General features: G+C 62.0%; 17 protein-coding genes. 14 read left to right on the forward strand and 3 right to left on the reverse strand.

Going from position 1 to position 22,084, the window contains the following annotated elements:
* Positions 1–182 precede the first annotated feature (182 nt).
* The gene (locus LKX83_RS27005) at positions 183–1,127 is read left to right on the forward strand and encodes a methylenetetrahydrofolate reductase (RefSeq protein WP_227885950.1); all 945 of its coding nucleotides are present in this window, start codon (positions 183–185) and stop codon (positions 1,125–1,127) included.
* A gap of 186 nt (positions 1,128–1,313) precedes the next feature.
* Here the strand turns inward: LKX83_RS27005 and LKX83_RS34510 are convergent, their stop codons facing one another.
* Positions 1,314–2,198, reverse strand: coding sequence for a helix-turn-helix domain-containing protein (locus tag LKX83_RS34510; protein WP_227885951.1), 885 nt, complete (start codon positions 2,196–2,198; stop codon positions 1,314–1,316).
* Between the two features lie 150 nt (positions 2,199–2,348).
* Between LKX83_RS34510 and LKX83_RS27015 the strand changes: the two genes are divergently transcribed.
* From LKX83_RS27015 to LKX83_RS27045, 7 genes are all read left to right on the forward strand, one after another.
* A complete protein-coding gene (locus LKX83_RS27015; protein ID WP_227885952.1) occupies positions 2,349–3,191 on the forward strand; it encodes a phytanoyl-CoA dioxygenase family protein in 843 nt (280 codons plus the stop codon).
* A gap of 306 nt (positions 3,192–3,497) precedes the next feature.
* Positions 3,498–4,571, forward strand: a complete 1,074-nt coding sequence (locus tag LKX83_RS27020) for a response regulator (RefSeq protein WP_227885953.1) — start codon at positions 3,498–3,500, stop codon at positions 4,569–4,571.
* Positions 4,568–6,418, forward strand: a complete 1,851-nt coding sequence (locus LKX83_RS27025) for a cache domain-containing sensor histidine kinase (protein WP_227885954.1) — start codon at positions 4,568–4,570, stop codon at positions 6,416–6,418. Before LKX83_RS27020 ends, LKX83_RS27025 begins: the two co-directional genes overlap by 4 nt.
* Positions 6,419–6,531: 113 nt before the next feature.
* A complete protein-coding gene (locus tag LKX83_RS27030) occupies positions 6,532–8,073 on the forward strand; it encodes an extracellular solute-binding protein (RefSeq protein WP_227885955.1) in 1,542 nt (513 codons plus the stop codon).
* A gap of 84 nt (positions 8,074–8,157) precedes the next feature.
* Complete coding sequence (locus LKX83_RS27035) at positions 8,158–9,057, forward strand: ABC transporter permease (protein WP_227885956.1); 900 nt, start codon at positions 8,158–8,160, stop codon at positions 9,055–9,057.
* Positions 9,057–9,923 (forward strand): carbohydrate ABC transporter permease, encoded by an 867-nt coding sequence (locus tag LKX83_RS27040; protein WP_227885957.1) that lies wholly within the window; start codon positions 9,057–9,059, stop codon positions 9,921–9,923. The genes LKX83_RS27035 and LKX83_RS27040 overlap by 1 nt, the downstream gene beginning before the upstream one ends.
* A 26-nt stretch (positions 9,924–9,949) precedes the next feature.
* Positions 9,950–10,714, forward strand: coding sequence for a glycerophosphodiester phosphodiesterase family protein (locus LKX83_RS27045; RefSeq protein ID WP_227885958.1), 765 nt, complete (start codon positions 9,950–9,952; stop codon positions 10,712–10,714).
* 622 nt (positions 10,715–11,336) lie between these two features.
* Here LKX83_RS27045 and LKX83_RS27050 read toward each other — a convergent pair.
* The gene (locus LKX83_RS27050; protein ID WP_227885959.1) at positions 11,337–12,278 is read right to left on the reverse strand and encodes an ArsR/SmtB family transcription factor; all 942 of its coding nucleotides are present in this window, start codon (positions 12,276–12,278) and stop codon (positions 11,337–11,339) included.
* A 147-nt stretch (positions 12,279–12,425) separates the two neighbouring features.
* Between LKX83_RS27050 and LKX83_RS27055 the strand changes: the two genes are divergently transcribed.
* Positions 12,426–15,182, forward strand: coding sequence for a glycoside hydrolase family 2 protein (locus LKX83_RS27055; protein WP_227885960.1), 2,757 nt, complete (start codon positions 12,426–12,428; stop codon positions 15,180–15,182).
* 129 nt (positions 15,183–15,311) lie between these two features.
* Here LKX83_RS27055 and LKX83_RS27060 read toward each other — a convergent pair whose 3' ends face one another.
* Positions 15,312–16,781, reverse strand: a complete 1,470-nt coding sequence (locus LKX83_RS27060; protein ID WP_227885961.1) for an MFS transporter — start codon at positions 16,779–16,781, stop codon at positions 15,312–15,314.
* Between the two features lie 148 nt (positions 16,782–16,929).
* Here LKX83_RS27060 and LKX83_RS27065 point away from each other — a divergent pair, with 148 nt between their 5' ends.
* The 5 genes from LKX83_RS27065 (at position 16,930) to LKX83_RS27085 (ending at position 21,930) form a co-directional block, all read left to right on the forward strand.
* Positions 16,930–17,775, forward strand: a complete 846-nt coding sequence (locus LKX83_RS27065) for a helix-turn-helix transcriptional regulator (protein ID WP_227885962.1) — start codon at positions 16,930–16,932, stop codon at positions 17,773–17,775.
* Between the two features lie 816 nt (positions 17,776–18,591).
* The gene (locus tag LKX83_RS27070; protein WP_227885963.1) at positions 18,592–18,948 is read left to right on the forward strand and encodes a CidA/LrgA family protein; all 357 of its coding nucleotides are present in this window, start codon (positions 18,592–18,594) and stop codon (positions 18,946–18,948) included.
* A complete protein-coding gene (locus LKX83_RS27075) occupies positions 18,941–19,633 on the forward strand; it encodes an LrgB family protein (RefSeq protein WP_227885964.1) in 693 nt (230 codons plus the stop codon). Before LKX83_RS27070 ends, LKX83_RS27075 begins: the two co-directional genes overlap by 8 nt.
* Positions 19,634–19,948: 315 nt before the next feature.
* Positions 19,949–20,524 (forward strand): sigma-70 family RNA polymerase sigma factor, encoded by a 576-nt coding sequence (locus tag LKX83_RS27080; protein ID WP_227885965.1) that lies wholly within the window; start codon positions 19,949–19,951, stop codon positions 20,522–20,524.
* Positions 20,515–21,930 (forward strand): hypothetical protein, encoded by a 1,416-nt coding sequence (locus LKX83_RS27085; RefSeq protein ID WP_227885966.1) that lies wholly within the window; start codon positions 20,515–20,517, stop codon positions 21,928–21,930. Before LKX83_RS27080 ends, LKX83_RS27085 begins: the two co-directional genes overlap by 10 nt.
* The last annotated feature ends 154 nt before the right edge of the window (positions 21,931–22,084 follow it).

Genomic DNA, 22,084 nt, shown 5'->3' on the forward strand with positions numbered 1-22,084 from the left:
CCGGGGGAGCCGCCCGTTTTCGGGCCGGCCGGAGCGCGTCCTCGTTTCGCTGCCGCCCATTTCCGTCTTCAATCCGCCCAGCCAAAGTGGTAAACTAGGTTTTAAGCTGCGGCCGCCCGCCGATCAAGCCGGCGGCTTTTTCATTTCCGTTGACCCCAACGATGTGCGAAGGAGAACGCGTCATGCTAAGACAGAAGATCGCGAGCCGGGAGCCCGGCATTTTAACTTACGGCATCACGCCGCCCAAAGCGACCCATCCCGAAGAAAAAATCGCGGAGATCGCGCAAAAGCAGATGGACCGGCTGCGGGATTGCGAGATGGACGGGCTCATTCTGTACGACGTGCAGGACGAAGCCGACCGCATCGACGAGGACCGGCCGTTTCCGTATCTTGCGACGGTCGACCCGACCCGATACAGCAAGACGTATCTCCGAGAGCTGAATACGGCCAAGATCATCTATAAGGTCGTGGGCAAGCAGTCGACGGAGGAACTCGCCGACTGGATTCAAGGAGACGCGGACGAGGACCGCTATTCGGTATTCGTCGGCGCGTCCTCGAGCCGGCAGGCCGTGACGATGCGGCTGCCCGAAGCGTACCGGCTCAGCGCTCAGCGCAACGCCCGGCTGCAGGTCGGCGGCGTCGTCATCCCGGAGCGCCACGAGTTGAAGGGGGACGAGCACCTGCGCGCCGTGGCCAAGCAGCGGGAGGGCTGCGCGTTTTTCGTCTCCCAGGCGGCTTACGACGTGGAGGCATCCAAAAACTTTTTGTCCGACTATTACTACTACTGCCTCGAGCAGGGGATCCCGATGGTGCCTATCCTGTTCAACCTGGCGCCTTGCGGCTCGCCCAAGACGCTCGCCTTCATGAAGTGGCTCGGCATCAGCATCCCGAGGTGGCTGGAAAACGAGCTGACCTATTCGCACGACATTCTCGACCGGTCCGTCCGGCTGTCGCGCAAAGTGTTCGAGGAGCTGTTCGAATTCGGCTTGGAGAAAGGAATTCCGATCGGCTGCAGCGTCGAAAGCGTCTCGACCCGCAAGGTGGAGATCGAAGCCTCCGTGGAGCTGCTGCGGGAGATGAAGCGGCTGATGGAGAGCCGGCTGCAGGCGGAGGCCGTGCGGGCGTAGTTGGCGGCTAAGCGCGGCAAGAGCAGGGTAAGGGTAAGACCTAGGCAGGTGCAAGGCAAGTGCAAGCCCGCTTTCCGGAGCAGTCTCCGGGAGCGGGCTTGCGGCGTTAGGAGGGAAATAGCCGGCTTGGGCGGACATCGCGATCCGAAAGGCGTCGGAAAGAGGCAGCCTTTGTCTCGTTTTCGCTCAAGCGTCGAACGCGGCGCCCTGCAGCCGGAACTGCGACGGCGACAGTCCCGTCACCTGCTTGAACTGATGGCTGAAGTGATGGATGCTGGCGTAGCCCAGCCGCTCGGAGATCGCTTCGGCCTTGTCTCCCTGGAGCAGCGCCCGTTTGGCCAGCTTGATGCGTTCCGCGATCAGGTAGGGCTTGGGCGGCAGGCCGATCTCTTGCTTGAACAGCTTCGCAAAGTGTATCGGGTGATAGCCGCACAGCGCCGCAAGCTCCGCCACCGTCCAACTGCGGGCAGGCTCCGCTTGCATGGCGGCGATTGCCGGCTCGATCCGGCCGGAGGCGCCCGGCGCCGGGCGGCTCCCGACGTGCTGGCGGACGAGGACGGCCGCCGTCTGCATCATGAGCGCCCGGAGCGCCAGCGCGTAGCCCGGCTGCTCCAGCTCATACTCCTGTACCATGCGCGTCAAGAGGGGCTCCAGACCGGATACGCGCAGCAGCGTCGGCACCGCCACTTCGCCGAACGGCGGCAGATCGAGCGTCGTCCGAACGAGAGGGGCGCGGTCGTCGTCCAGCGTTTCCGGAGGCGCGTACCGGAGCCGGTGACCGGGATGGACGGGGGCGGGCGAGGCATGGTGCCAATGGAAATGAAGGCTGAAAAAGTCCGTCGGCGCCAGGACGGTCAGCAGCGTGGCGGATGACGGCCCGTAATAGACGCACTCGCCGCTCTGGATCGGGTAAGTCTGTCCGGAGAGGCGCAGCTCGGCCCGGCCGGAGACGACGTAGAAGAGCTGGCAGTCCGGGATGAAGCGGACCCCGAAGTCGGTACCGGCGGGCGCGCTCGCCCGACTGGCGAAATTCACGGTGGGCGCGATCGCTTCCAAGCTGCCGATGTGCACGTTCCCTCCTCCTTTCTTTTCCTTCGTTCGGTCACAGATTAGAAATAAGCAACCGAATGTTGCGTTTTCGGAAATACATTAGAAAGCGCCTTCCGTACAATGAAGCTGTCAGTCCCATCATATAAAGGGCGAAGGAGAGGTGCAACCCCGATGTTGAACGCGCGGCAGGTGGAGGAGTTTGAACGGAACGGCTATCTGAAGGGGGACGTCGTGTTGAGCGAGGCGGAGGTGGAACGGCTGCGGGAGGAGCTGGACCTCGTCATCGAAGGCAAGACCGTCAAGCGTCCGGTGCTGAACCATAACATGCTTGGAGGCGACAGCGACGCCCTGTACAAGGACATGAAGATGAGCGTGAATGAAAAAGTCGTGCAGATCGTGAACATCTGGATGGCGAGCGACTTGTATCTGAAGCACGCGGCGCACCCCGTCATAACCGAGGAGATCGCCCAGTTGTGCCGGACGGACACGCTGCGCATCTGGCACGACCAAATTCAGTACAAACCGCCGGTGTCCGGCGGCCCGACGGGCTGGCATCAGGACCATCCGCTCTGGCCGGTCATCCAGCCGGCCGACCTCGTCAGCGCGTGGGTCGCGCTGGACGACGCGGTCATCGAGAACGGCTGCATGTGGATGGTGCCGGGCAGCCACAAGTGGGGCGATCACCAGCGTTACTTGGCCAGCACGCCGGACTTCAAGCCGTACCACCGCCAGCCGGAGCTGCTGCCCGAAGGGGCCGTCGTCGAAGCCGTGCCGTTCGAGATCAAAAAAGGGCAGGTCGGCTACCATCACAGCCTGACCTGGCACGGCAGTCCGCACAACCGCTCGCAGATGAAGCGCCGGGCGATCGCCGTCCACTACATGCCGGGCCACACGCGCTACGAGCCTACGAGCGATCATCCGATGCTCTCGTATGTCGCGGTGAACAAGGGGGACATTTTGCAGGGCGAGCATTTCCCCGTCGTCTACGGCGCCTCCTCAATCGCGGCAGGGTGAGCTCCGCGCCGCATCCATCCGAATCCATCCGCATCCATCCTGCATGCAAGTGCCGTCACCTTAGGGGGGCGGCATTTGTCCGTTTACGCCTCATACTTGCCATCCGCCAATCTGTTATCGCGCAGCTTAAACAGATTTAACGGTCCGTTAACACGAGTCGGTAGCGGCACTTAGACGCCTTCTCTATAATTTCGATAGACTGGGCGATTGCTCGCGACTGCGCATGCGTTTACACTGTAGGGGAATTGACCCCTGGAAGCGGATAAGAAAGAGTAGGGCTGCACGAACGGACGCGGAGGCGCGGAGATGCGAACCCTGCAAGGCAACGGCATGTACCAGCGCGAAGGGAGGTCAATCGGCATCATGTACACCGTATTGGTAGCGGAGAATGAGCCTTGGGTGCTGAGAGGAATCGTCGAGATGGTGAAGGCGGCGGGGGAGGAGTTCGAAGTCGTCGGCGCGTGCAGCAACGGGGAAGAGGCCTGGAACCTGATCCAGGAAGTGTGGCCGATGCTGCTGATCACCGATATCATGATGCCGGAGCTGGACGGGCTGTCGCTGATTCGGCGGATCGAGGAGCAGCGCACGCCGCTCGTGTCTGTCATCGTCAGCGGTTACGATAATTTTCAATACGCGCAGCAAGCGATCGTTCATGGCGTCTCCGAATATCTGCTGAAACCGGTTGAATTCGACACGCTGAAGCAAGCGCTGCAGCGTGCCAAGGAGAAGGTCGGGTCGCTCAAGGAGCTGAACGCGTACCTCTTGAAGTTCCAGGCGCTGCTTGACAACGGATGGGGACTCGCGCCCAAAGACCTGATGCGCAAGCAGGACGAACTGCTCCAATCGGTGCTGCGCTTGAACCGCCTGAATCGGAACGCCCGCGCGATCTTGCTCCGCTTGTTCGAGGACAAGCTCAAGACGCTGTTGAACGGGTCCGGGATCGCCTATTCGTCACTCCAGCCCGCCGACCGTTCGGATGACGGCACGATTGCCCTTTACTTCCAGGCTTTGTTGGAACGGTGGTATCTGAACCAGCCCGGCCCCGCCACCGCCAGCACGCCGGAAGCCATCCAACGGTCCTGCCGCTATGTCCAAGCCCACTTCAAGGAAGAGATCACGCTAACCGAGATGGCCGCGCGCACGAACTTCAGCGTGTCTCACTTCAGCGCCTTGTTCAAGAAGCACACCGGCCAATCGCTCGTGGGTTACGTCAATCGTCTGCGCGTAGACAAAGCCAAAAAGCTGCTGCGGTCCACCTCCTTTTCGGTTGCCGAGATCGCGGAGATGACCGGCTTCTCCTCCACCTCCTATTTCACGCGCGTCTTCAAGGCGTCGATCGACCTCCCTCCACTTGAATACAAGAAGAGGATGAACCCATGACCGGACGCGGATGGCACTACCGCTTCTCGATCAAGACCAAGATTCTCGTCCTGTCGCTCGCGATCAGCCTGTCGTCGATCGTCTTGATGGGACTGATGACCTCCTATTCCTATACCGAGTCGGCGAAGAACGACTTTTACCTCATTGCCCAAGATTCCACGTCCCGCATCAATCATCAGTTGGACCGCTACTTCGGACAAATGGCACAATCCACCTACGCTTCGATCGCCGGCCCGCTGCCGACGAACCCGCTGCTCGGCAGCAATCCGGAGAACGGGATGATCCAGGATTGGCTGAAGCACGGCGGCCAGTTCAGCCGGGAGCAGCAAGCGCTCGTCGAGGGCATCCTGTCCCGGTACATCGCCATCAACGATTCCCATATCCTCGGGATCGTACTGCGTTCGCTCGACGATCGGCTCGTCTATTCGAAGGACAACGCGATAAGCCCGTCCATGAAAGCTTCGGCGCCTTGGCTGACCGCCCCTCTATCCCGTACGCTCCAGGTCTTGCCTTCCTACTACAGCCGCGACGGAGAGGGCACCGCTGCCGCCTATCCGTTTATCGCGCTGATCATTCCCGTCTTCGACCCGGACACGCTCAAGCTGGCCGGCAATCTGAATCTCGTCCTGTCGATCTCCGAGGTTCAGAGCATCCTCGGTCAGGCCCGTCTCGGAGAAACAGGCTATTTCTTCATCGTCGACGCCGAAGGGGGCGTCGTCTACCATCCGGATCTCCGCTATGTGGGGAGAGCGCTGGCGGATACGCCGCTGCGGGGGATCCGGCTGTCTGTACGGAACGATCTCGTGCGGCTGAACGGCGCCCGAATCCTCACCTCCAACGATCGTTCGGATGCGACCGGCTGGCGCATCGTCGCCTACGTGCCGCTGAACGAGCTCGCGACGGGGCTCGCGGTTGCCCGCAAGTTCACGATATTCCTGACGGCGGGGATGATACTCTTGTCCCTCTTGTTCATCCCCCGCATGATCAGCCGCGCCGTACGGCCCGTCATCCGCTTGAGCGGATTGATGAAGCGGGTGGAGCAGGGCGATCTGACCGTTCGCGCGGAAGAGATCCCGGGCCGCGACGAGATCCAGCACTTGAACGGAAGCTTTAACCGCATGACCGCCAGACTGTCGGAGCTGATGCATACCGTTCGCGACCTGCAGCTGAACGAGATGAGCCTCCAGTTGATGCAGCGGGACGCGCATATCCGGGCGCTTCAGAATCAGATCAACCCTCATTTGCTCTACAATACGCTGGAGATCATCAAGAGCATCGCCTTCATCGAAAAAGTGCCGAGCATCGAGAAGATGGCGGCCAATCTGGCCAGTGTGTACCGCTACGCCTCCAAGACGCCCGGATCGGAGGTAGCTCTTCGGGAAGAGCTGCGCAATCTGCGGGATTATTTGAACATCGTCCGGATCCGTTTCCTGAACAAGTTCGAGAGCGGAATCTCGGTGGATGAGGCCTACATGGATTGGCCCGTGATCAAGCTTACGTTGCAGCCCATCGTAGAGAACAGCGTGAAGTACGCGGTCGAACCGAAAAACGGTAACGCCGGCATTCGCATTCGCGCATACGAAGAACAAGGAGATCTCCTCGTCGAGGTGGCGGATGACGGGAACGGCTTCCCCGATGATGTGCTTCAGTCGCTTTGTTGGCGCATGCGCGCGATTGAACGGGAGCCCGCGTCGTTCGCCCGGGAAGAGTCCGTCGGCATCCTCAACGTCCACGCCAGATTGGTGTTGAATTATGGGGAGGCCTACGGCGTGCGGATTCGATCGAAGCCGGGCGAAGGAAGCGTCGTCTACATCCGTTATCCCCGCCACGCGGACCCAACATCGTAAATTTGGACGAAAAGACCGTCAGATTATGAAAAAACGACCGTTCCGGCAGCGCTACAATAAAGCTGTCCGAACGCATTCCAAATCGAACGATAACGGGGAGTGGTCTTGTCCGCATGAAAAAAACGGCTCTGCTCATGTTGGCTGTCTGTATGGCGTGGGGAGTAACGGCAGGGTGCGCAAACAAGAACGAAGATCGAAGCGCTGCGAGCGGTTCGCCTGCGGGTAGCGAAGGCGCGCAAACGGAGAAAGTCAAGATCGACATGGTCATCGCGTCCTGGAAAGGTGGCGGTTGGCCGGACAACAATCATCCGATCATCCAGTACATCGATAAGAAGTTTAACGTCGACTTGCAGATACAGTGGGTCCCGAATGCCAACTTCGTCGAGAAGCTGAACGTCATCGCGGCTTCCGGCAAGATGCCCGACGTTATCCGGTTGGATAGTCCCGCATTGTTCCTGAAATGGGCGAGCCAAGGTGCCTTCCTGGATCTGCAGCCGTACCTGTCCCAATATCCGACGCTGCAGAAGATCGCGACGCCGGAGGAGTGGGCGCTGCTGAATCCACAGGGAAAAGTCTACGGCATTCCCATCTACGAGACAGCTCAGAATACGATCTACGTGCGCGCCGACTGGCTGGACAAACTCGGCATTCCGCGTCCGGAGGCGGACGCGTTCACGATCGACCAGTTCTACGAGATCGCGAAGGCGTTCGCGACCCAAGACCCGGACGGCAACGGCAAGCCGGATACGTACGGGTTCTCGGCGCTCGGCAATGCGATGAATCTGGGCATGCCCGAGCTGCAGGCGGCGTTCGGGATCGCGAACGGCTGGAAGGAGGAGGGCGGCGAACTGATCCCTGCGCAGGTCCAGTCGAAGGAATGGAAGGCGTATCTCAACTTCATGCAGAAGGCGTACCAAGAAGGCGTGCTCGACAAAGACTTCGTCACGAACACGAACTTCAACGAGAAGTACGCGCAGGGCAAGATCGGCTTCGCGGACATGCACTACCAATTCAGCAGGCAGACGACGCAGGAGCTGCAGAAGATCGCCCCGAACGCCGAGTTCGCGCGGCTGTCGCCTCCGATCGGAGAGGGCGGCGCGCGAGGCAATTCGACGCCGTCGAGCGGCAAGATCAAGGTCGTGCTGGGCAAAGACATGAACGCGCAGAAGCGGGACCGCATCCTGGAGCTGTTGGATTGGTGGGTATCCGCCGAGGGAGAGGATATTCTCAAGAACGGCATCGAGGGCGTGCATTACCGGAAGGGCGCGGACGGCACCTACGAGATGACCGATACGCTGAAGGCGGAAGGCGAGGGCCGGCAGAGCCTGATGTGGAACTGGATCTTGCGGGGCAATACCAACACTTTCAATATCTACAAGTGGAGCGCGCCGGAGTGGGCGCAAGGGATGGAGCAGTCGATCGAGGACGCCCGCAAGTATCCGTATCGCAACGTCGCCGAAGGTTATCTTCCGTCATCCCCGGCCTACGCCGAGAAAGGCTCGACGCTGGGCGATAAATTCCTGAAGGCGGTCGTCGAGATCATCGCGGGCAAAAAACCGGTGGAAAGCATCGACGATGCGATCGCCGAGTGGAAGAGCAGCGGTGGGGACCAGATCATTCAGGAAGTCAACGCGGCCTACAAAGCGAAAGCATAAGATCGGTTAGCCTGAACGACCCGGGCGGTTCGCGCTTCCCGGGTCGCCACGATACCCGGCAGCTTGAGCGCGCGGAGGGACGAAATGACAAGAGGCTACTGGCGAAGGGCGCTTCCCGTCTACTTGATGATAGTACCGGGATTGTTGTTTTTTATCGTGTTCAAATATATTCCGATGGTCGGCATCTCGATCGCCTTCATGGCGTACAGCCCGTTCGACGGCATCGGAGGCAGCGAGTGGGTCGGACTTCGGAACTTTCACCGGCTGTTCGCCGAAGGGGACTTCCTGGCGCTGCTCCGCAATACGCTGATGCTGAACCTGTTCGACGTGCTGTTCTTCTTCCCGGCGCCGATTCTGGTCGCGGTTCTGCTGAACGAGATCAAGGCGAAACGCTTCAAGGCCGCGGTCCAGACGATCCTGTACGCACCCAACTTCATCTCCTGGGTCGTCATCGTGGGCATTACGATCCTGCTGTTCGCGACCGGGTCGGGCGGCATCAACCAACTGCTGGCCGGATGGGGATTCGAACGCATCGAGCTGATGACCGATCCGTCCTACTTCCGCTGGGTATGGCTGCTTCAGAACGTCTGGCAGGGCGCGGGCTGGGGCGCGATCATTTTCCTGGCCGCCCTGGCGGCCGTCGACCCGCTCTTGTACGAAGCCGCGGCCATCGACGGCGCGAACCGTTGGCGCATGCTCTGGCATATCGCCTTGCCTGCGCTGCGTAACGTCATCGTGGTGCTGCTAATCCTGCGGATGGGGCATGTCATGGATCTGGGCTTCGAGCATATCTTCCTGCTTCAGAATTCCATGAACCTAGACGTGTCCGAGGTGTTCGAGACCTTTGTGTACAAGGTCGGGATGACACAAGGGGACTATAGCTACTCCACGGCCGTCGGTCTGTTCAAGTCGATCGTGGGCCTGATCATGGTTCTGTTCGTCAACCGGTTGGCCAAGCAAACGGGACAGGAGGGGGTGTTCTGATGCGGGTACGCGCGAGCGGAGCGGACCGCGCGTTCGCGATCGTCGTCTATGGGCTGGTTCTGGCGGCTTCGGCGCTGGCGCTGTTTCCTTTGTTCTACGTGCTGGCCATCTCGTTCTCGACCGAGACGGAGTACTTGACGCGCGGCTTCTATCTCCTCCCCCGAACGTTTACGTTGGAAGGCTACTTGTACTTAATGTCGCATCCCGGCTTCATGAGCGCTTTGCGCAATTCGGTCTCGATCAGCGTCGTGGGGACGCTTCTGAATATTACGCTGACGACGCTCATGGCTTACGGACTGTCGAAAACGTGGCTGCGGGGGAGAAAGACGCTCAATTTCGTCGTCTTTTTCACGCTGCTCTTCTCCGGCGGCATCATTCCGACCTATTTGGTCGTCCAAACGCTCGGGTTGCTGAACAGCTTCTGGGCCGTCTGGCTGACCTCCGCGGTCTCCGCGTTTAACGCGATCGTGATGCGCAGCTTTTTCCAGTCGGTTCCGAAAGAGCTGGAGGAGTCCGCCCGGATCGACGGCAGCGGAGAGTGGCTGCTGCTGATCCGCATCATTGTCCCTTTGTCCCTGCCGGCGATCGCCACTTTTACGTTGTTCTACCTTGCGCAGAATTGGAATACGTACTTCTCGGCGATTCTGTATCTGGACAACGATCAGATGCCGCTTCAAGTGTTCCTCAAGCAGATGCTGGTCGAGGACGATCCGTCGATCTCGAACGCGTCCAGCGTGGCGTACCCCTATACCCCTGCGGCCCGTATGTCTGCCATCGTCTTGACGGCGCTGCCGCTGCTCTTGATTTTTCCGTTCCTGCAGCGATACTTTAATCAAGGCGTCATGCTCGGAGCCGTCAAAGGTTGACGCCGGTCCGAGCGGGAGGAGGAGCTATGCCAAAAAACGTGAAGTACGTCGCCCATCGCGGGTACAGCATGCAAGCGCCCGAGAACACGCTCGCCGCGTTCGATCTGGCCGGGCGGACGGGATTCTGGGGCATCGAATGCGACACTTATTGCACGACGGACGGCCGCTGGATCGTCCATCACGACCGCACGGTCGATCGGATGACCGATGGGACGGGACGGACCAAGGATTTTGCCTTCGAGGAGATTCGGAAGCTGCACATCGACGGGGGCGCCAACATCGAGGCGTATCCCGATCTTCGCGTGCCGACGCTGGAGGAAGTGCTGGCCGTCTGCCGGGCGTACGGCATGCATGCGTTCATCGAGATCGAAGAGTATCACCGGGACGCGGATCTGGAGGCGCTCGTCGCGATCGTTCGCGGCAGCGGGATGTTCGAACGGTGCAGCTTCATATGCTTTCAGGCTGGCGACCTGGAAAAGGTGCGCGCGCTGGACGCGGACGTCCCGCTCGGCTTTCTCTCCGCAGAGCCGCTCAAGGACGCGGATCTGGCGTTCGCGCGTCGGATCGCCCCGGCTTTTCTGGACTACGAGTACCATAGCATGACGCCGGCGGACGTGCGCCGCTGCGCCGAAGCGGGCATCGACGTCTCGCTTTGGACGGTCAACACGCGGGCCGAAGCGCGGCCCTTCATCGAAGCCGGGGCCGCCTACGTGACGACGGATACCGATCTGACGGCAGACGCGCCCCGTCGGCCCGCGCCTTCGGCGGCTGCGGACGAGACGCGCGCGTAGCGCGGAGGCGGCACGCAGTCGCGGCCGCCGCAAGCATCTCGTCAACCAGCGACTGGTTGGCCCGGAAAAGCGAAGGACCTCTATCTCCGCTGCATGGTGGAAATGGAGGTCCTTCGTTCGCATTCGGGGAGAGCTCTGGCAACTCGAGTGCGGAAATAGGTAACAAATTGCTCCTTAATTGCATGCTTGGCGTCTCATGTGCGGAAATAGGTAACAAATTGTTCCTTATTTGCGTGCCTGGCGGCTCGAGTGCGGTAATAGGTAACAAATTATTCCTTATTTGCGTGCCTGGCGGCTCGAGTGCGGAAATAGGTGACAAATTGTTCCTTGCCCCGCGCGCCAGTTGGAGCAAAACGCTCCAACTGCGCCGCCGAAGCCGCGCCTCACGCGCTCGCCCACTTTATCGATGCCTAACGATGCGCCGCCTACCCTCGCCGCCACGGCCTCGCGCATCGCCTACCTCGACGCCTAACGACGCGCCGCCTACCCTCGCCGCCAAGTCCTCGCGCAACGCCTACCTCGCCGCCAAGTCCCCGCGCATCGCCTACCCTCGCCTTCACGCTCCGCGCGCACTCGCCCACCTAACGGCGCTGCCCGAGCTTGCCCGGCGAAGCGCCGGCTCTCAGCTCGGCTCCTGCTCCATATAGCGCACGAACGACAGGACGATGTCCTGCGGGTGGTCGCCGAAGCCCGAGCCGAACAGATTCATCCCGTTCGGAAACGCGGCGTCCTCGCGGACCTCGAAGCGGACGCGGATCGGCTGGTTGAACGCCAGCCCGAGCTCGCCGACCCGCGTAGCCGCGGCGGGCTCGCCGTTGACCTGGCTCCCGTTCGCGGTTACGCGCCATTCGGTGAGCCGCCCGTACTCCGTGCCGGCCCGCCACCGGTCCGGCGTGAGCTTGCCCTTGCGGTCGCCGAAGTCGCCGGGGCTCGTCCACGTGCCGACCGCATGGCCGTTGATCGAAAGCGTGATGTCCGACGGCCAGTCCATCTTGAAGGAAGAGGCTTCGGAGCAGAGCTCCGCCCGGATGCGGAGCTCGTCCAGCGAGACGCCGGGCGGCAGCGGATTGGCAAAGTAATATTCGATGTACCCCGCTCCGGAAAACCAGAGCAGCGCGGCGTCGACCCGTTCCGGCATGTAGAAGACGCGGGGGTCGTCGGACGAGCCGAGGAGGGTGCCGTCCCGCGCGGCCATGCCGCAGGTCGGCTGCACGGAACAGTGCGCGTACATGCCGATCGGCATTTGGATTTCTTCCGTCCGGTGCAGGCCTTCTCCGGGCTTAGCCGGCAGCTCGAGTAGAATGGAGCGGCAGGTGACGGAGCAGATCTTTTCGCGGTTCGCCCCTTGCGTAGAGGTGACTAGCTCCGCCTGCTCCAGAATCTGCACGTTGATCGAGACGGTCGGCTGCGCGACGCCAAGCGCTTCGGCCAACTGGCCGACGCTCATCGGCTTGTCGCCGAGCGCTTCGAGGATGCGCACGCGGACGTCGCCCGACAGCGCCTTGGCGATGTCGACGATGCGGGAGGCGGGATAGCGGATCGTTTCTAGCTTCGGTTCGCTCATTTCGGTTCTTCCTTTGCATTCATATCAAGTTGCGTCTAGTGTACAACGAAACCTCATTATTGTAAAACTATAATATACATTGCGTAAACATAATTCAGGTGCTAAAATGGGGGCAAATCCGAACCTCGAAAGGTTGTGTTTCCTTCCATGTCCTCATCCATTGCTCCCATCGTTGAGACGAATCAGCCCCGTCCCGAGTTTCCCCGCCCCGACTGGCAGCGGACCGATTGGCTGAATTTGAACGGCACCTGGGCGTTCCGGCTCGACCCTTCCGGCGCAAACAGCGATCGATCGCGGCACGCGGCGGAGGCGGACGAATATGACGCGCGCATTCAGGTCCCCTTTTCCTGGGCGAGCCCGCTTTCCGGCATCGGGATCGACGCGAAGGGCGTCGGCTGGTACCGCCGCGAGCTGCAGTGGCAGCCGTCCGTCCTGGACTCCCGTCTCTACCTGCGCTTCGGCGCCGTCGATTACGAATGCGACGTATGGGTGAACGGGGCGCACGCGGGCTCGCACCGCGGCGGATACGGCACCTTCGAGTTCGAGGTGACGTCGGTCTGGCGGACCGATGCCCCGAATACGATCGTCGTCCGCGCGGAAGACGAGGATCTGACGTATCAAGCCCGAGGCAAGCAAGGCTACGGCGAGGTTCGCGGCATCTGGCAGCCGGTTTGGCTCGAAGCGCGGCCGCAAGCGTACGTCGGCGACGCGAAATTCGCCACCCGCATCGACGGGACGGTCGAGGTGCGCGGCCGGATCGAGGCGGGGCAGGCCGGCAAGGCGAAGCTCCGCTTCGACTTCGCGGACGGAGCGGTCCGGAAGGAGACGGAGCTTGCGCTCGAAGCCGGCACCAACGAATACGCAGTGTCGTTCCAGGTAGCGAACCCGCGGCTGTGGAGCCCGGACACTCCGAACCTGTACGAAGGCGAGATCCGTCTTACCGGCGAGTTCGGCGAGGACGCGGTCGGCACGTATTTCGGCATCCGCGAGGTCGGGACGGCGGCGTTCGGCGACCGCTCCTATCGTTGGATCACGTTGAACGGCAAGCCGATCTACCTGAACGGCACGCTCGATCAATCCTTCCATCCGACCGGGTATTTCACCTATCCGACGGACGAGGAGATGCGGGACGAGATTTATTTGATGAAACGCCTCGGCCTGAACTTCGTGCGCATTCACATCAAGCCGGAGGAACCGCGCAAGCTGTACTGGGCCGACAAGCTGGGCCTTCTCGTCATGGAAGACATGCCGTGCTTCTGGGGCAATCCGGACGAGAAAGCCAGGGCTGCCTACGAGCAGGAAGCGCTGGAGGTCATCGAGCGGGACTACAACCACCCTTCGATTTTCTCCTGGATCATGTTCAACGAGACGTGGGGGCTGAAAACGAACAGCACGGGCTTGGGGCTGACGGGCGATCTCAGCGGGCAGATCGACTACCTGCCGGAGACGCAGGAATGGGTGCGCGACCGGTACCACTGGGCCAAGCGGCTCGATCCGACCCGGATCGTCGAAGACAATTCGACCTGCAACTGGGACCACGTCGAGTCGGATATCAATACGTGGCACTTTTACATCAACGGCTATGAGGAAGTGCGAAGCCACGTCCAGGAGGTCGTCGACGAGACCTACCCGGGCTCGTCCAAAAACTACATCGGCGACAACAAGCAAACCGGCGCTCCGCTGATGAACAGCGAGTGCGGCAACGTCTGGGGCATCGCTGACGGCGGCGCGGGAGACAGCGACCTGGCTTGGCATTATCGCTATATGTTGAACGAATTCCGGCGGCACGACAAAATGTGCGGCTTCGTCTTCACCGAATTCCGCGACGTCGTCAACGAGTTCAACGGCTACTATCGGCTGGACGGGTCCGACAAACAATTCGGCTACGAAGATTTCGTCCCGGGCATGACGCTCGCCGACCTGCACACGGCGGACTTCGTCGTCATCGACGCGCCGCCCTGCCAGACGGTTCAGGCCGGCTCCGAAGCGACCGTTCAACTGCTGCGTTCGAGCTTTGACGACCGTTATCATGGCGAGACGCTCCGGCTGGAGTGGGAGCTGACCTACGACAACCTGGGCTTGCGCGTCACCGCCGACAGCGGGAGCGCGGACATCGCCTGGGACGGCTTCGGCGTGTACCCGCTGGCTCCGATCACCCTTCGCCTGCCGGCACAGGATGCCGTTGGGGTGCTCGGCGTGCGGCTCGTCGACGCGCAGGGCCGCGTCGTCACCCGCAACTTCACGACGTTCGACGTTCGCGGAGGCGAGGAGAATGGCGTCTACACGGCGGACGGCGGCTTCGTGAGCGTGCCTGTGGGGCAGTTCGCGTCTCATACGTTCGCTTACGAATGGTCTTCGATTCAGGGCGCGAAAGCGAGCGGGGGGAAAGCCGGCGAGTTCGTCTACGACGTCCGCCTGCCGGAGCTAGCCGAACGGGGCACGATTTCCGAGGTCGAGATCTGGTTCGAAGCGAGCGCGAAGCGGCTGCTCGCGCGCAACGTGGAAGGCGAACAGATTCGGCAGCATGGGATCGAATTCATGCACGGGGCTTCCGCCAACGTGGAATTCAATCCGAACACCTACTACATGACCGACGACGAAAAGCACGCCTCGCGGGTCAACGTCTTGGTCGACGGCGAGCGGATCGGCTCGTTCGTCCTCGCAGACGACCCGGCCGACAGCCGCGGCGTACTGTCCTGGCACTATCAGACCGCGGCCAACAAGCTGGAGGAAGCGGGCTCGTACGGGTATCTCTGCCGGGCGGTCGTCCCGGGGAGACTGGCAGCGCGGCTCGACCGCAGCCGCAGCTTCAAGCTGCAGCTGCAGGCAGACGAAGGCGGCATCGCCTTGTATGGCCGCAATGCCGGACGGTATCCGATCGATCTGCTCGTCCGGTACCGTTAATCTGCCCGTCCCGGTATGACTGGGCAAGATCCGCCAGCGTAAACGCCACTTGCAGGCAAAGCAGCCGCCCGAGAGCCCCATGGCCCCGCGCGGCTGCTTTCTTTGTTATTTCTCCGGGGAAGTGCAGGATTATCTTTTCCCCATCGCGGCCAACGAGAGCACACTCCCGCCCAGCAGGACCGCGCCGCAGGCGTAGAGCACCGTGTGTACGCCAGCCAGCAGCGAGCCGCTCCCGGCTAGGATCGCGCCCAGCACCGCCACGCCGAGCGTTGCCCCCAACTGCCGGCTCGCGTTCAGCGCGCCAGACGCGGCGCCGGTCTGCTCCCGCGGAACGGCCGACATGACCGCCGCTACCAAGGCGGGAATCGTCAGCGAGACGCCGAAGCCGATGAGCAGCAAGGCGACGAGGCTGACGCCGTAGCTCGTGAGATTTGTTGCGGCCGATTGAACCCAGACGCCCGCCGCGGCCAGCGCGAAGCCTGCCGTCATTGGGATGCGAGCTCCGACGCGGGCGACGAGGCGGCCGGTGAAGATCGGATTAAACGCGGTCGGCAGCGTGAGCGGCAGGAGGGCGAGTCCGGTCTCGTGCGCCGACCAGCCGCGGACTTGCTGGAAGAACAGAGGCAGCACGAACAGCACGCCCGAAAGCCCGGCGTTGATGATCATCCCCCCGAGCATGCCGGCGGATACGGTCCGGATGCGGAAGAGGCCGAGCGGCAGCATCGGGGAGCGCCCTTTCGCTTGGGCGGCAATGAAAACAAGCGCCGCGAAGAGCGCGACAGCGAGCGCGCCGGCGATCGGCGCGGAGGCCCAGCCTAGCGATTCCCCCTCCATGAGGGCGAACGACAGGGCCGCGATCGCGAGAATGGCGGAGAGCTGTCCGACGGGATCGAGACCGCGCCCGGCCCGCTTCGGCGTCTCGCCGATGAAGCGCGCCGTAAGGACGAGACTCAGCGCGGACAGCGGCACGTTCAGCAGAAAGATGCTGTGCCAGCCGAGCGTGTCGACCAGCACGCCGCCGACGACCGGTCCGGCCGCCATCGCGCCGCCGGTGATCGCCGCCCAGATGCCGAGCGCCCGGGCTCGGCTCGCCGGATCCGGATAAGCTTGCGCGATGAGCGCAAGCGACGCGGGGAGCAGCGTGGCCCCTCCGGCGCCGAGCAGCGCGCGCAAGCCGATGAGCGCGCCTAGCGTAGGCGCGGCGGCGGAAGCGGCGGAGGCCGCGAGGAACGCGGCGAGACCGAGCAGATAGAGGCGCTTGGCGCCGAACCGGTCCGCGAGCGCGCCCATCGAGAGCAGCAGGCCCGCGAAGACGATCGTATAGGCGTTGACGACCCACTGAAGGCCGGCGATTCCGCCCCCGAGGTCCGCCCGGATGGCGGGGAGGGCGACCGACACGACTGTCGTGTCCAGGAGCACCATGAAGTAGCCGAGCGCGAGCCCGAAAAGCAGCCAGCCTCTACCTGCCGCGGCGGCTGACCCGGCGATCGGCTGCGCGGTTCCGCGACCGCTTGAACGTGCGGTTACCCCCTCGCCGGCCGCGTGCGCTGCCGAGCGGGACGATGTACGATCGCCTGTCCGATCGAATGCTTGCGTCATGGCGACATTCCCCTTTCCCGTTTAAGTCCGGGTTCGGCCGTGATGGCTTCCCCCGTGGGAGTAGTGTAAGATGGACCGTAGACGAAGCGGGAGATGAGGGTTTATCCTAGGATTTTCTCTCCTATGCTGGATGAACGGGGGGCGGCCTATGAATGCGACCGAGACCGGCCGACTGCACGAGCTGGCCGAATTTCTGAAGACGCGGCGAGCGAGGCTGACACCGGCCGAAGCGGGACTGCCCGAGGGGGGACGTCGCCGCACGCCCGGGCTGCGCCGCGCGGAGGTCGCGATGCTCGCGGGGATGAGCGTCGACTGGTACACGTGGCTGGAGCAGGGCAGGGATATCCAGGCGTCGGCACAGGTGCTCGACAGTCTGGCGAGGGCGTTGCGGCTCGACGCGGGCGAGCGGCGCCATCTGTATCTGCTGGCCCTGAAGCAGCTCCCGGCCGAGCTGCGCGCGGGAGCGGGCACGGTTAGTCCGACTTTGCAGCGGCTGCTTGATGCGCAAGGGCCGAATCCCGCGGTCGTCATCGACCAGCGGATGGACCTCGTCGGCTGGAACGAGGCCGCACGCCTGACGTACGGAGACTATCCGAACATGACGATGCGGGACCGCAACACGCTCTGGCGGACGTTTATGGGGGAGGACTTGCGCCGGATGCTGGGGGACAAGTGGGAAAAGCAGGCGCGGCGGCGGATGGCGCAGTTCCGGGCGAACTTCGCCAAGTTTCCGGGAGATTCGTGGTGGATCGAAATGATTGAGGCGATGAACGAGGCCAGCCCGGAATTCCGCGCCTGGTGGCCGGAGCACGACATCCTGGATGCGGAAGAAGGCACCAAGCTGCTGCTCCACCCGCATGCGGGGATGCTTGCCTTCGACCATATCTCCTTTCATCCCACCAATGCGCCGGAGCTGACCGTGACGGTTAATCTGCCCCTCCCGGAATACGATACGGCCGTCAAATTGCGTGCGCTGATGGCAGCGGAGCGATAAGGGGCCTTGCTGAACGGCCCCGACGTAGAGGGTGTCACAAATGTAAGTCTGTTCACGCGACAGACAGCTCTCCTCCATCCCTAAACGTATGAAAACGAAGGAATGGCGGTGTTTGGGGAGATGATCCCTGCACCGCCATTTCTCGCTTTCGATCCGCTGCCTTCAACAAATGATGGCCAAGCAAAAGCCATCCGACATTCAAGCTTACCTTCCGCATGACGCGAAGCAGAAAACACCGGAATCCGTTTTCCGTGCTACCTATCTCGCATCCCATGATTTAGATGCAAATGTACATCTAATTTTGCTATATTCCTTCTTAACGGTCATTTAGTTGCAATCGTACAACTAAATGATCCGTTTTCTGCGTACAGGACGGATTTACGATAAATTAGATGTACTTTTACAAGTAAACCGCTCCACTCTCCCGAAATGAACCTAAATAGATGTACGAATGCAACTATTTTACTGAGCGACCCGAACCGAGCGCAAACAAGGCTAATTGACATACACCAGTGGCGAACCATCGGCCAGAATCCGACGAATTTTCACGAAGCCCCAACCGATTCGTTCGAAACCAGCCTCGCAGATTGCCACGCGTTAGAGGCAGCCGTCATGAATGGAAAGATCGTCAATGGTTGCCCATTCATCCGCATTGAAAACCGCGCTGCTGACTCTCGGGCCCTATTACAACCTTATGAGACAGCCTCTTTTTCTTGCCCGGGCACCGATCCGCGCGCCGCGGCGCCAACTTCCGTGATAAGCTAGAGCGAGCGAATCAGATCGATCTATCGAATGCCACGGTCACGGAGGAACGCTATGAAGGGATTCGCCATCCTGCTTCTCTTTAATCTTGCGGGGCTTGCGGGCCATCATCTGCTGCACGTGCCGCTGCCCGGCAACGTGCTGGGCATGCTTCTGCTGCTCCTCTGCCTGCTCGCCGGCTGGGTGAAGCTGGCGTGGATCGAGACGGCTGCGCAGTTTTTGCTGAAGCATATGCTCCTGTTTTTCGCGCCGACGATCGTCGGCGTCATCGCGTACTTCACCGAGATCGGACGGCAATGGCTGCCGATCGTCGCCAATCTGTTCGTCAGCACGGCCGTCGTCCTGGCGCTGACGGGCTGGGTGACGGGCAGGCTCGCGCGCGAAGAGGAGGCGGGCGGCACCCATGGATGAGCTGCGCGCCTTTGCCGGACAGCCGCTCTTTGGCATCGCGCTTACGATATCCGCCTATGTCGCCGCGCTGTGGTTGAACGGCAAGCGCAGTTGGGTACATCCGCTGTTCGCGACGACGGGTAGTCTCATCGCGCTTCTGCTCGTCTGCGGGATCCCGTACGACGCGTACCGCGAAGGCGGCGACCTCATCACGTTTTTCCTCGGGCCTACGACGGTGGCGCTCGCGGTGCCGCTGTACAAGGCGATCCGCACCATGCGCCGTCATTTGAAGGCGGTCGTCGTCGGCGTCCTGGCCGGCTCGGCGGCCGGGATCGCCTCCTCCGCCTTCCTTGTATGGCTGATGGGCGGCACGCGCGAGCTGCTGCTGTCGATGCTGCCCAAGTCGGTGACGTCGCCGATCGCCATCGAGCTCGCGGGACAGCTCGGAGGTTCGCCGCAGCTTGCCGGCGTCTTCACCGTGCTGACCGGCCTGATCGGCAGCATGTTCGGCCCGGCGATGCTGCGGCTGCTGCGCATCCGAAGCGATCTGGCGATCGGCGCTGCGGTTGGCACCTCCGCGCACGGAATCGGGACGGGGCGGCTGGTGCGGGAGTCCGAAGTTCAAGCCGGCATCAGCAGCATGGCTATGAGTCTGGCGGGCATCGTCACGAGTTTGTTGTGCATCCCGATCTACGCTTGGCTTTGACGGCAGGCGTGAAGGCGGGAGATTTCCCGGACGGATAGATTGCCGGCCGGTCAGGCTCTTTGTCCGTCATACAGCATGTATAAGTTTTACTCTATCCATTTCTGTATGACCTCCGATAAAAACGTGTCGCCGTCCGGGAAGACGGCGAAGCCGTTTTTACTTGCGAAGTCTTGTCCGCGGCACCTTGCCATGATGAGCCGTCCCCCGTTCTCGACGCGCGAGGCGGAGGCGACGGCTGTTTGCCGTTTTTTCGTGCGGGAAGCGAGGGATGAAAGGCCGAAACGACGTAGTAAAGGACAGGGAAGGGGGAAAGGCATGGAAGACGCGGGCAAAAGGCTGGTCGAACGGCTTCGTTTGGGCGAAACCGCCGCGCTGGCGGCGCTCATGGACGCCTACGGGGCGGACGTTTACCGCCTCGTCGGGCGAGTGCTGCAGGGCGCCGGCAGCAAAGAAGACGTCGAGGAATGCGCAAGCGATGTCTACGTCGGCGCTTGGCGCCGCATCGCGGAATACGACGCCGCCCGGGGGACGCTTCGGACGTGGCTGCTCATCCTGGCCAAGTATCGTGCCTTGGATGCCCGGCGCAGGCTGCTCCGGGAGAGGCGCGTGCATCCGCTGGACGGCTCGCCGGAGCCGCAAGCGCCCGAAGATACGGAGCGGGCCGTGCTGCGGAAAGCGGAGCTGGAGTGCCTCGTACGTGCTGTAGACGATCTGGGAGCGTTGGATCGGACGTTGTTCTACCGCGCGTACTTTTATTACGAGTCGCAAGAGGCGATCGCGCGGGATTTGGGACTGACCCGCAAAGCGGTGGAGAATCGCTTGCGGCGTTTGCGGGAGCGCTTGAAGACGCGTCTCGGCACGGAAGGGGAGGAGGGACGGTCATGGCCATGAATCGCGAAGAGGAAGCGCTGCGCCGATGGCTGGACGACTTGGACGAAGAGGATGCCTTCGGGAGATTGGCCGACGTCGTGCCATCCGACGGAGAAAGCCTTCCGGCAGATCCCGAAGCGGAGGCCGCAGCGCTCGCCCGCGTCCGGGCGGCCGCGTTCGCCAAGCTCGGGCTGTCGCTGCCGGAGACGAGCGAGGACGACGCCCGACAGGCGCCTCGCGAGCAAAGGGAGCGGGCGACCGAACGTCGTCCGGCAACGCGACGTTGGCGCAAGCTCGCGGCCTTCGCAGCCGTCCTCGCCGCGTTGTTTCTCGCCCTCTCGATCGCCGCCGGGTCGCCCGATGTGCGGGCGCAGCTTCGGAAGGCGTTTCAATTTTTGCCCGGATTCGGAGCGGTCGGGAATACCGCGGAGCAAGGCATCCAATACGTGCTGAGGGAGCCGATCCGTCTCGACTTTAAAGGCGGCGAGCTGGAGATTCGCGGCTTTCGCGTGGATGACGGAACGGCGGTCGCCGAGTTGAGCGGCGCCCTTTCGACCATGATCGACCGGTTTGAGCTGCATAACGGCGACGGGGACGTCTACGCGTTCACCGGCCATCGCTCCTGGTCGGACCGGGAGTGGACGGGCACTTTCGGTTACAAGGGACCTATCAAGCGAACGGACCGCATGGCGTTGTCGTTCGAGGGGATGGATCACACCGTTCCGCTCCCGCTGGAAGAGGCGCCGGGCTCCGACCGGATGGAAAACTTGGGCGTGACGGACGTCCGCAACGGGCTTGCCTTGACCGCGGTGGCGCAGGACATGTCGGATGGACGGACCAAGATCGCGCTGCTCCCGCAGCTGCCGAAGGGAGCGACAGTCGAGTCTTACGGCATGCAACCGTGGGATATCCGCCATCCCCGGATGACGAACGGGACGGAGACGCTGGAGCTCAGTCAGGACGCTTCATTTCCGCATCCCAACGAGTTTTACTTCCGAAAGAAAGATCTTGCTCCATCCGGATACGTATTGACGATACCGGAGCTGATCTTGTCTCGCGCTGCATTCCCGCGCGAGTCGTTCTCCATTCCCGTGCCCGGAGTCGGGGAGACGATAGCCGTTCATCGCACGATCGACGTGCAGGGGTTCCCGATGACGATCCTTCAAGTGCGACGTCTCCCGGCCGACGCGAAGGCCAATCGGAACCATGACGTGTTAGAGGTCGACGTCGATGTGCGCTATGACGCTCAGGCAGCCGAGTCGCTGCTTCTGATTTTTCCGGCTAACGGAGACTTGAAGTTTGATGAAGCGACAGGCGCCATGCAACATCTCTATCTCGCGGCGCCGGAAAAAGGACGCACGATGCGGGTGGAGATCGAGCGCATCCAAACGGTATTTCGCGGACCGTGGGTGCTGAAGCTTCGGTAAGGGCGTCCGCTCGAGGAGAGAGAATCCGCCGCACTCGGCCAGGTTCGCTCTGCAGTTGATCGCATCGGCAGTCTTTCTGTTGTACAATGGAATCAGCGAGCCGCGGGTTGCAAACGCTGAGGACCGAACCTTGCCGCGTCGGAGAAGCCATTCT

Source organism: Cohnella baijiui, assembly GCF_020731285.1.
Lineage (GTDB): Bacteria > Bacillota > Bacilli > Paenibacillales > Paenibacillaceae > Cohnella.

Bases quoted from the DNA above. Each gene is read 5' to 3' on its own strand.
- LKX83_RS27005 (WP_227885950.1), top strand. From the start codon at position 183: ATGCTAAGACAGAAGATCGCGAGCCGGGAGCCCGGCATTTTAACTTAC.
- LKX83_RS27015 (WP_227885952.1), top strand. From the start codon at position 2,349: ATGTTGAACGCGCGGCAGGTGGAGGAGTTTGAACGGAACGGCTATCTG.
- LKX83_RS27020 (WP_227885953.1), top strand. From the start codon at position 3,498: ATGCGAACCCTGCAAGGCAACGGCATGTACCAGCGCGAAGGGAGGTCA.
- LKX83_RS27025 (WP_227885954.1), top strand. From the start codon at position 4,568: ATGACCGGACGCGGATGGCACTACCGCTTCTCGATCAAGACCAAGATT.
- LKX83_RS27030 (WP_227885955.1), top strand. From the start codon at position 6,532: ATGAAAAAAACGGCTCTGCTCATGTTGGCTGTCTGTATGGCGTGGGGA.
- LKX83_RS27035 (WP_227885956.1), top strand. From the start codon at position 8,158: ATGACAAGAGGCTACTGGCGAAGGGCGCTTCCCGTCTACTTGATGATA.
- LKX83_RS27040 (WP_227885957.1), top strand. From the start codon at position 9,057: ATGCGGGTACGCGCGAGCGGAGCGGACCGCGCGTTCGCGATCGTCGTC.
- LKX83_RS27045 (WP_227885958.1), top strand. From the start codon at position 9,950: ATGCCAAAAAACGTGAAGTACGTCGCCCATCGCGGGTACAGCATGCAA.
- LKX83_RS27050 (WP_227885959.1), bottom strand. From the start codon at position 12,278: ATGAGCGAACCGAAGCTAGAAACGATCCGCTATCCCGCCTCCCGCATC.
- LKX83_RS27055 (WP_227885960.1), top strand. From the start codon at position 12,426: ATGTCCTCATCCATTGCTCCCATCGTTGAGACGAATCAGCCCCGTCCC.
- LKX83_RS27060 (WP_227885961.1), bottom strand. From the start codon at position 16,781: ATGACGCAAGCATTCGATCGGACAGGCGATCGTACATCGTCCCGCTCG.
- LKX83_RS27065 (WP_227885962.1), top strand. From the start codon at position 16,930: ATGAATGCGACCGAGACCGGCCGACTGCACGAGCTGGCCGAATTTCTG.
- LKX83_RS27070 (WP_227885963.1), top strand. From the start codon at position 18,592: ATGAAGGGATTCGCCATCCTGCTTCTCTTTAATCTTGCGGGGCTTGCG.
- LKX83_RS27075 (WP_227885964.1), top strand. From the start codon at position 18,941: ATGGATGAGCTGCGCGCCTTTGCCGGACAGCCGCTCTTTGGCATCGCG.
- LKX83_RS27080 (WP_227885965.1), top strand. From the start codon at position 19,949: ATGGAAGACGCGGGCAAAAGGCTGGTCGAACGGCTTCGTTTGGGCGAA.
- LKX83_RS27085 (WP_227885966.1), top strand. From the start codon at position 20,515: ATGGCCATGAATCGCGAAGAGGAAGCGCTGCGCCGATGGCTGGACGAC.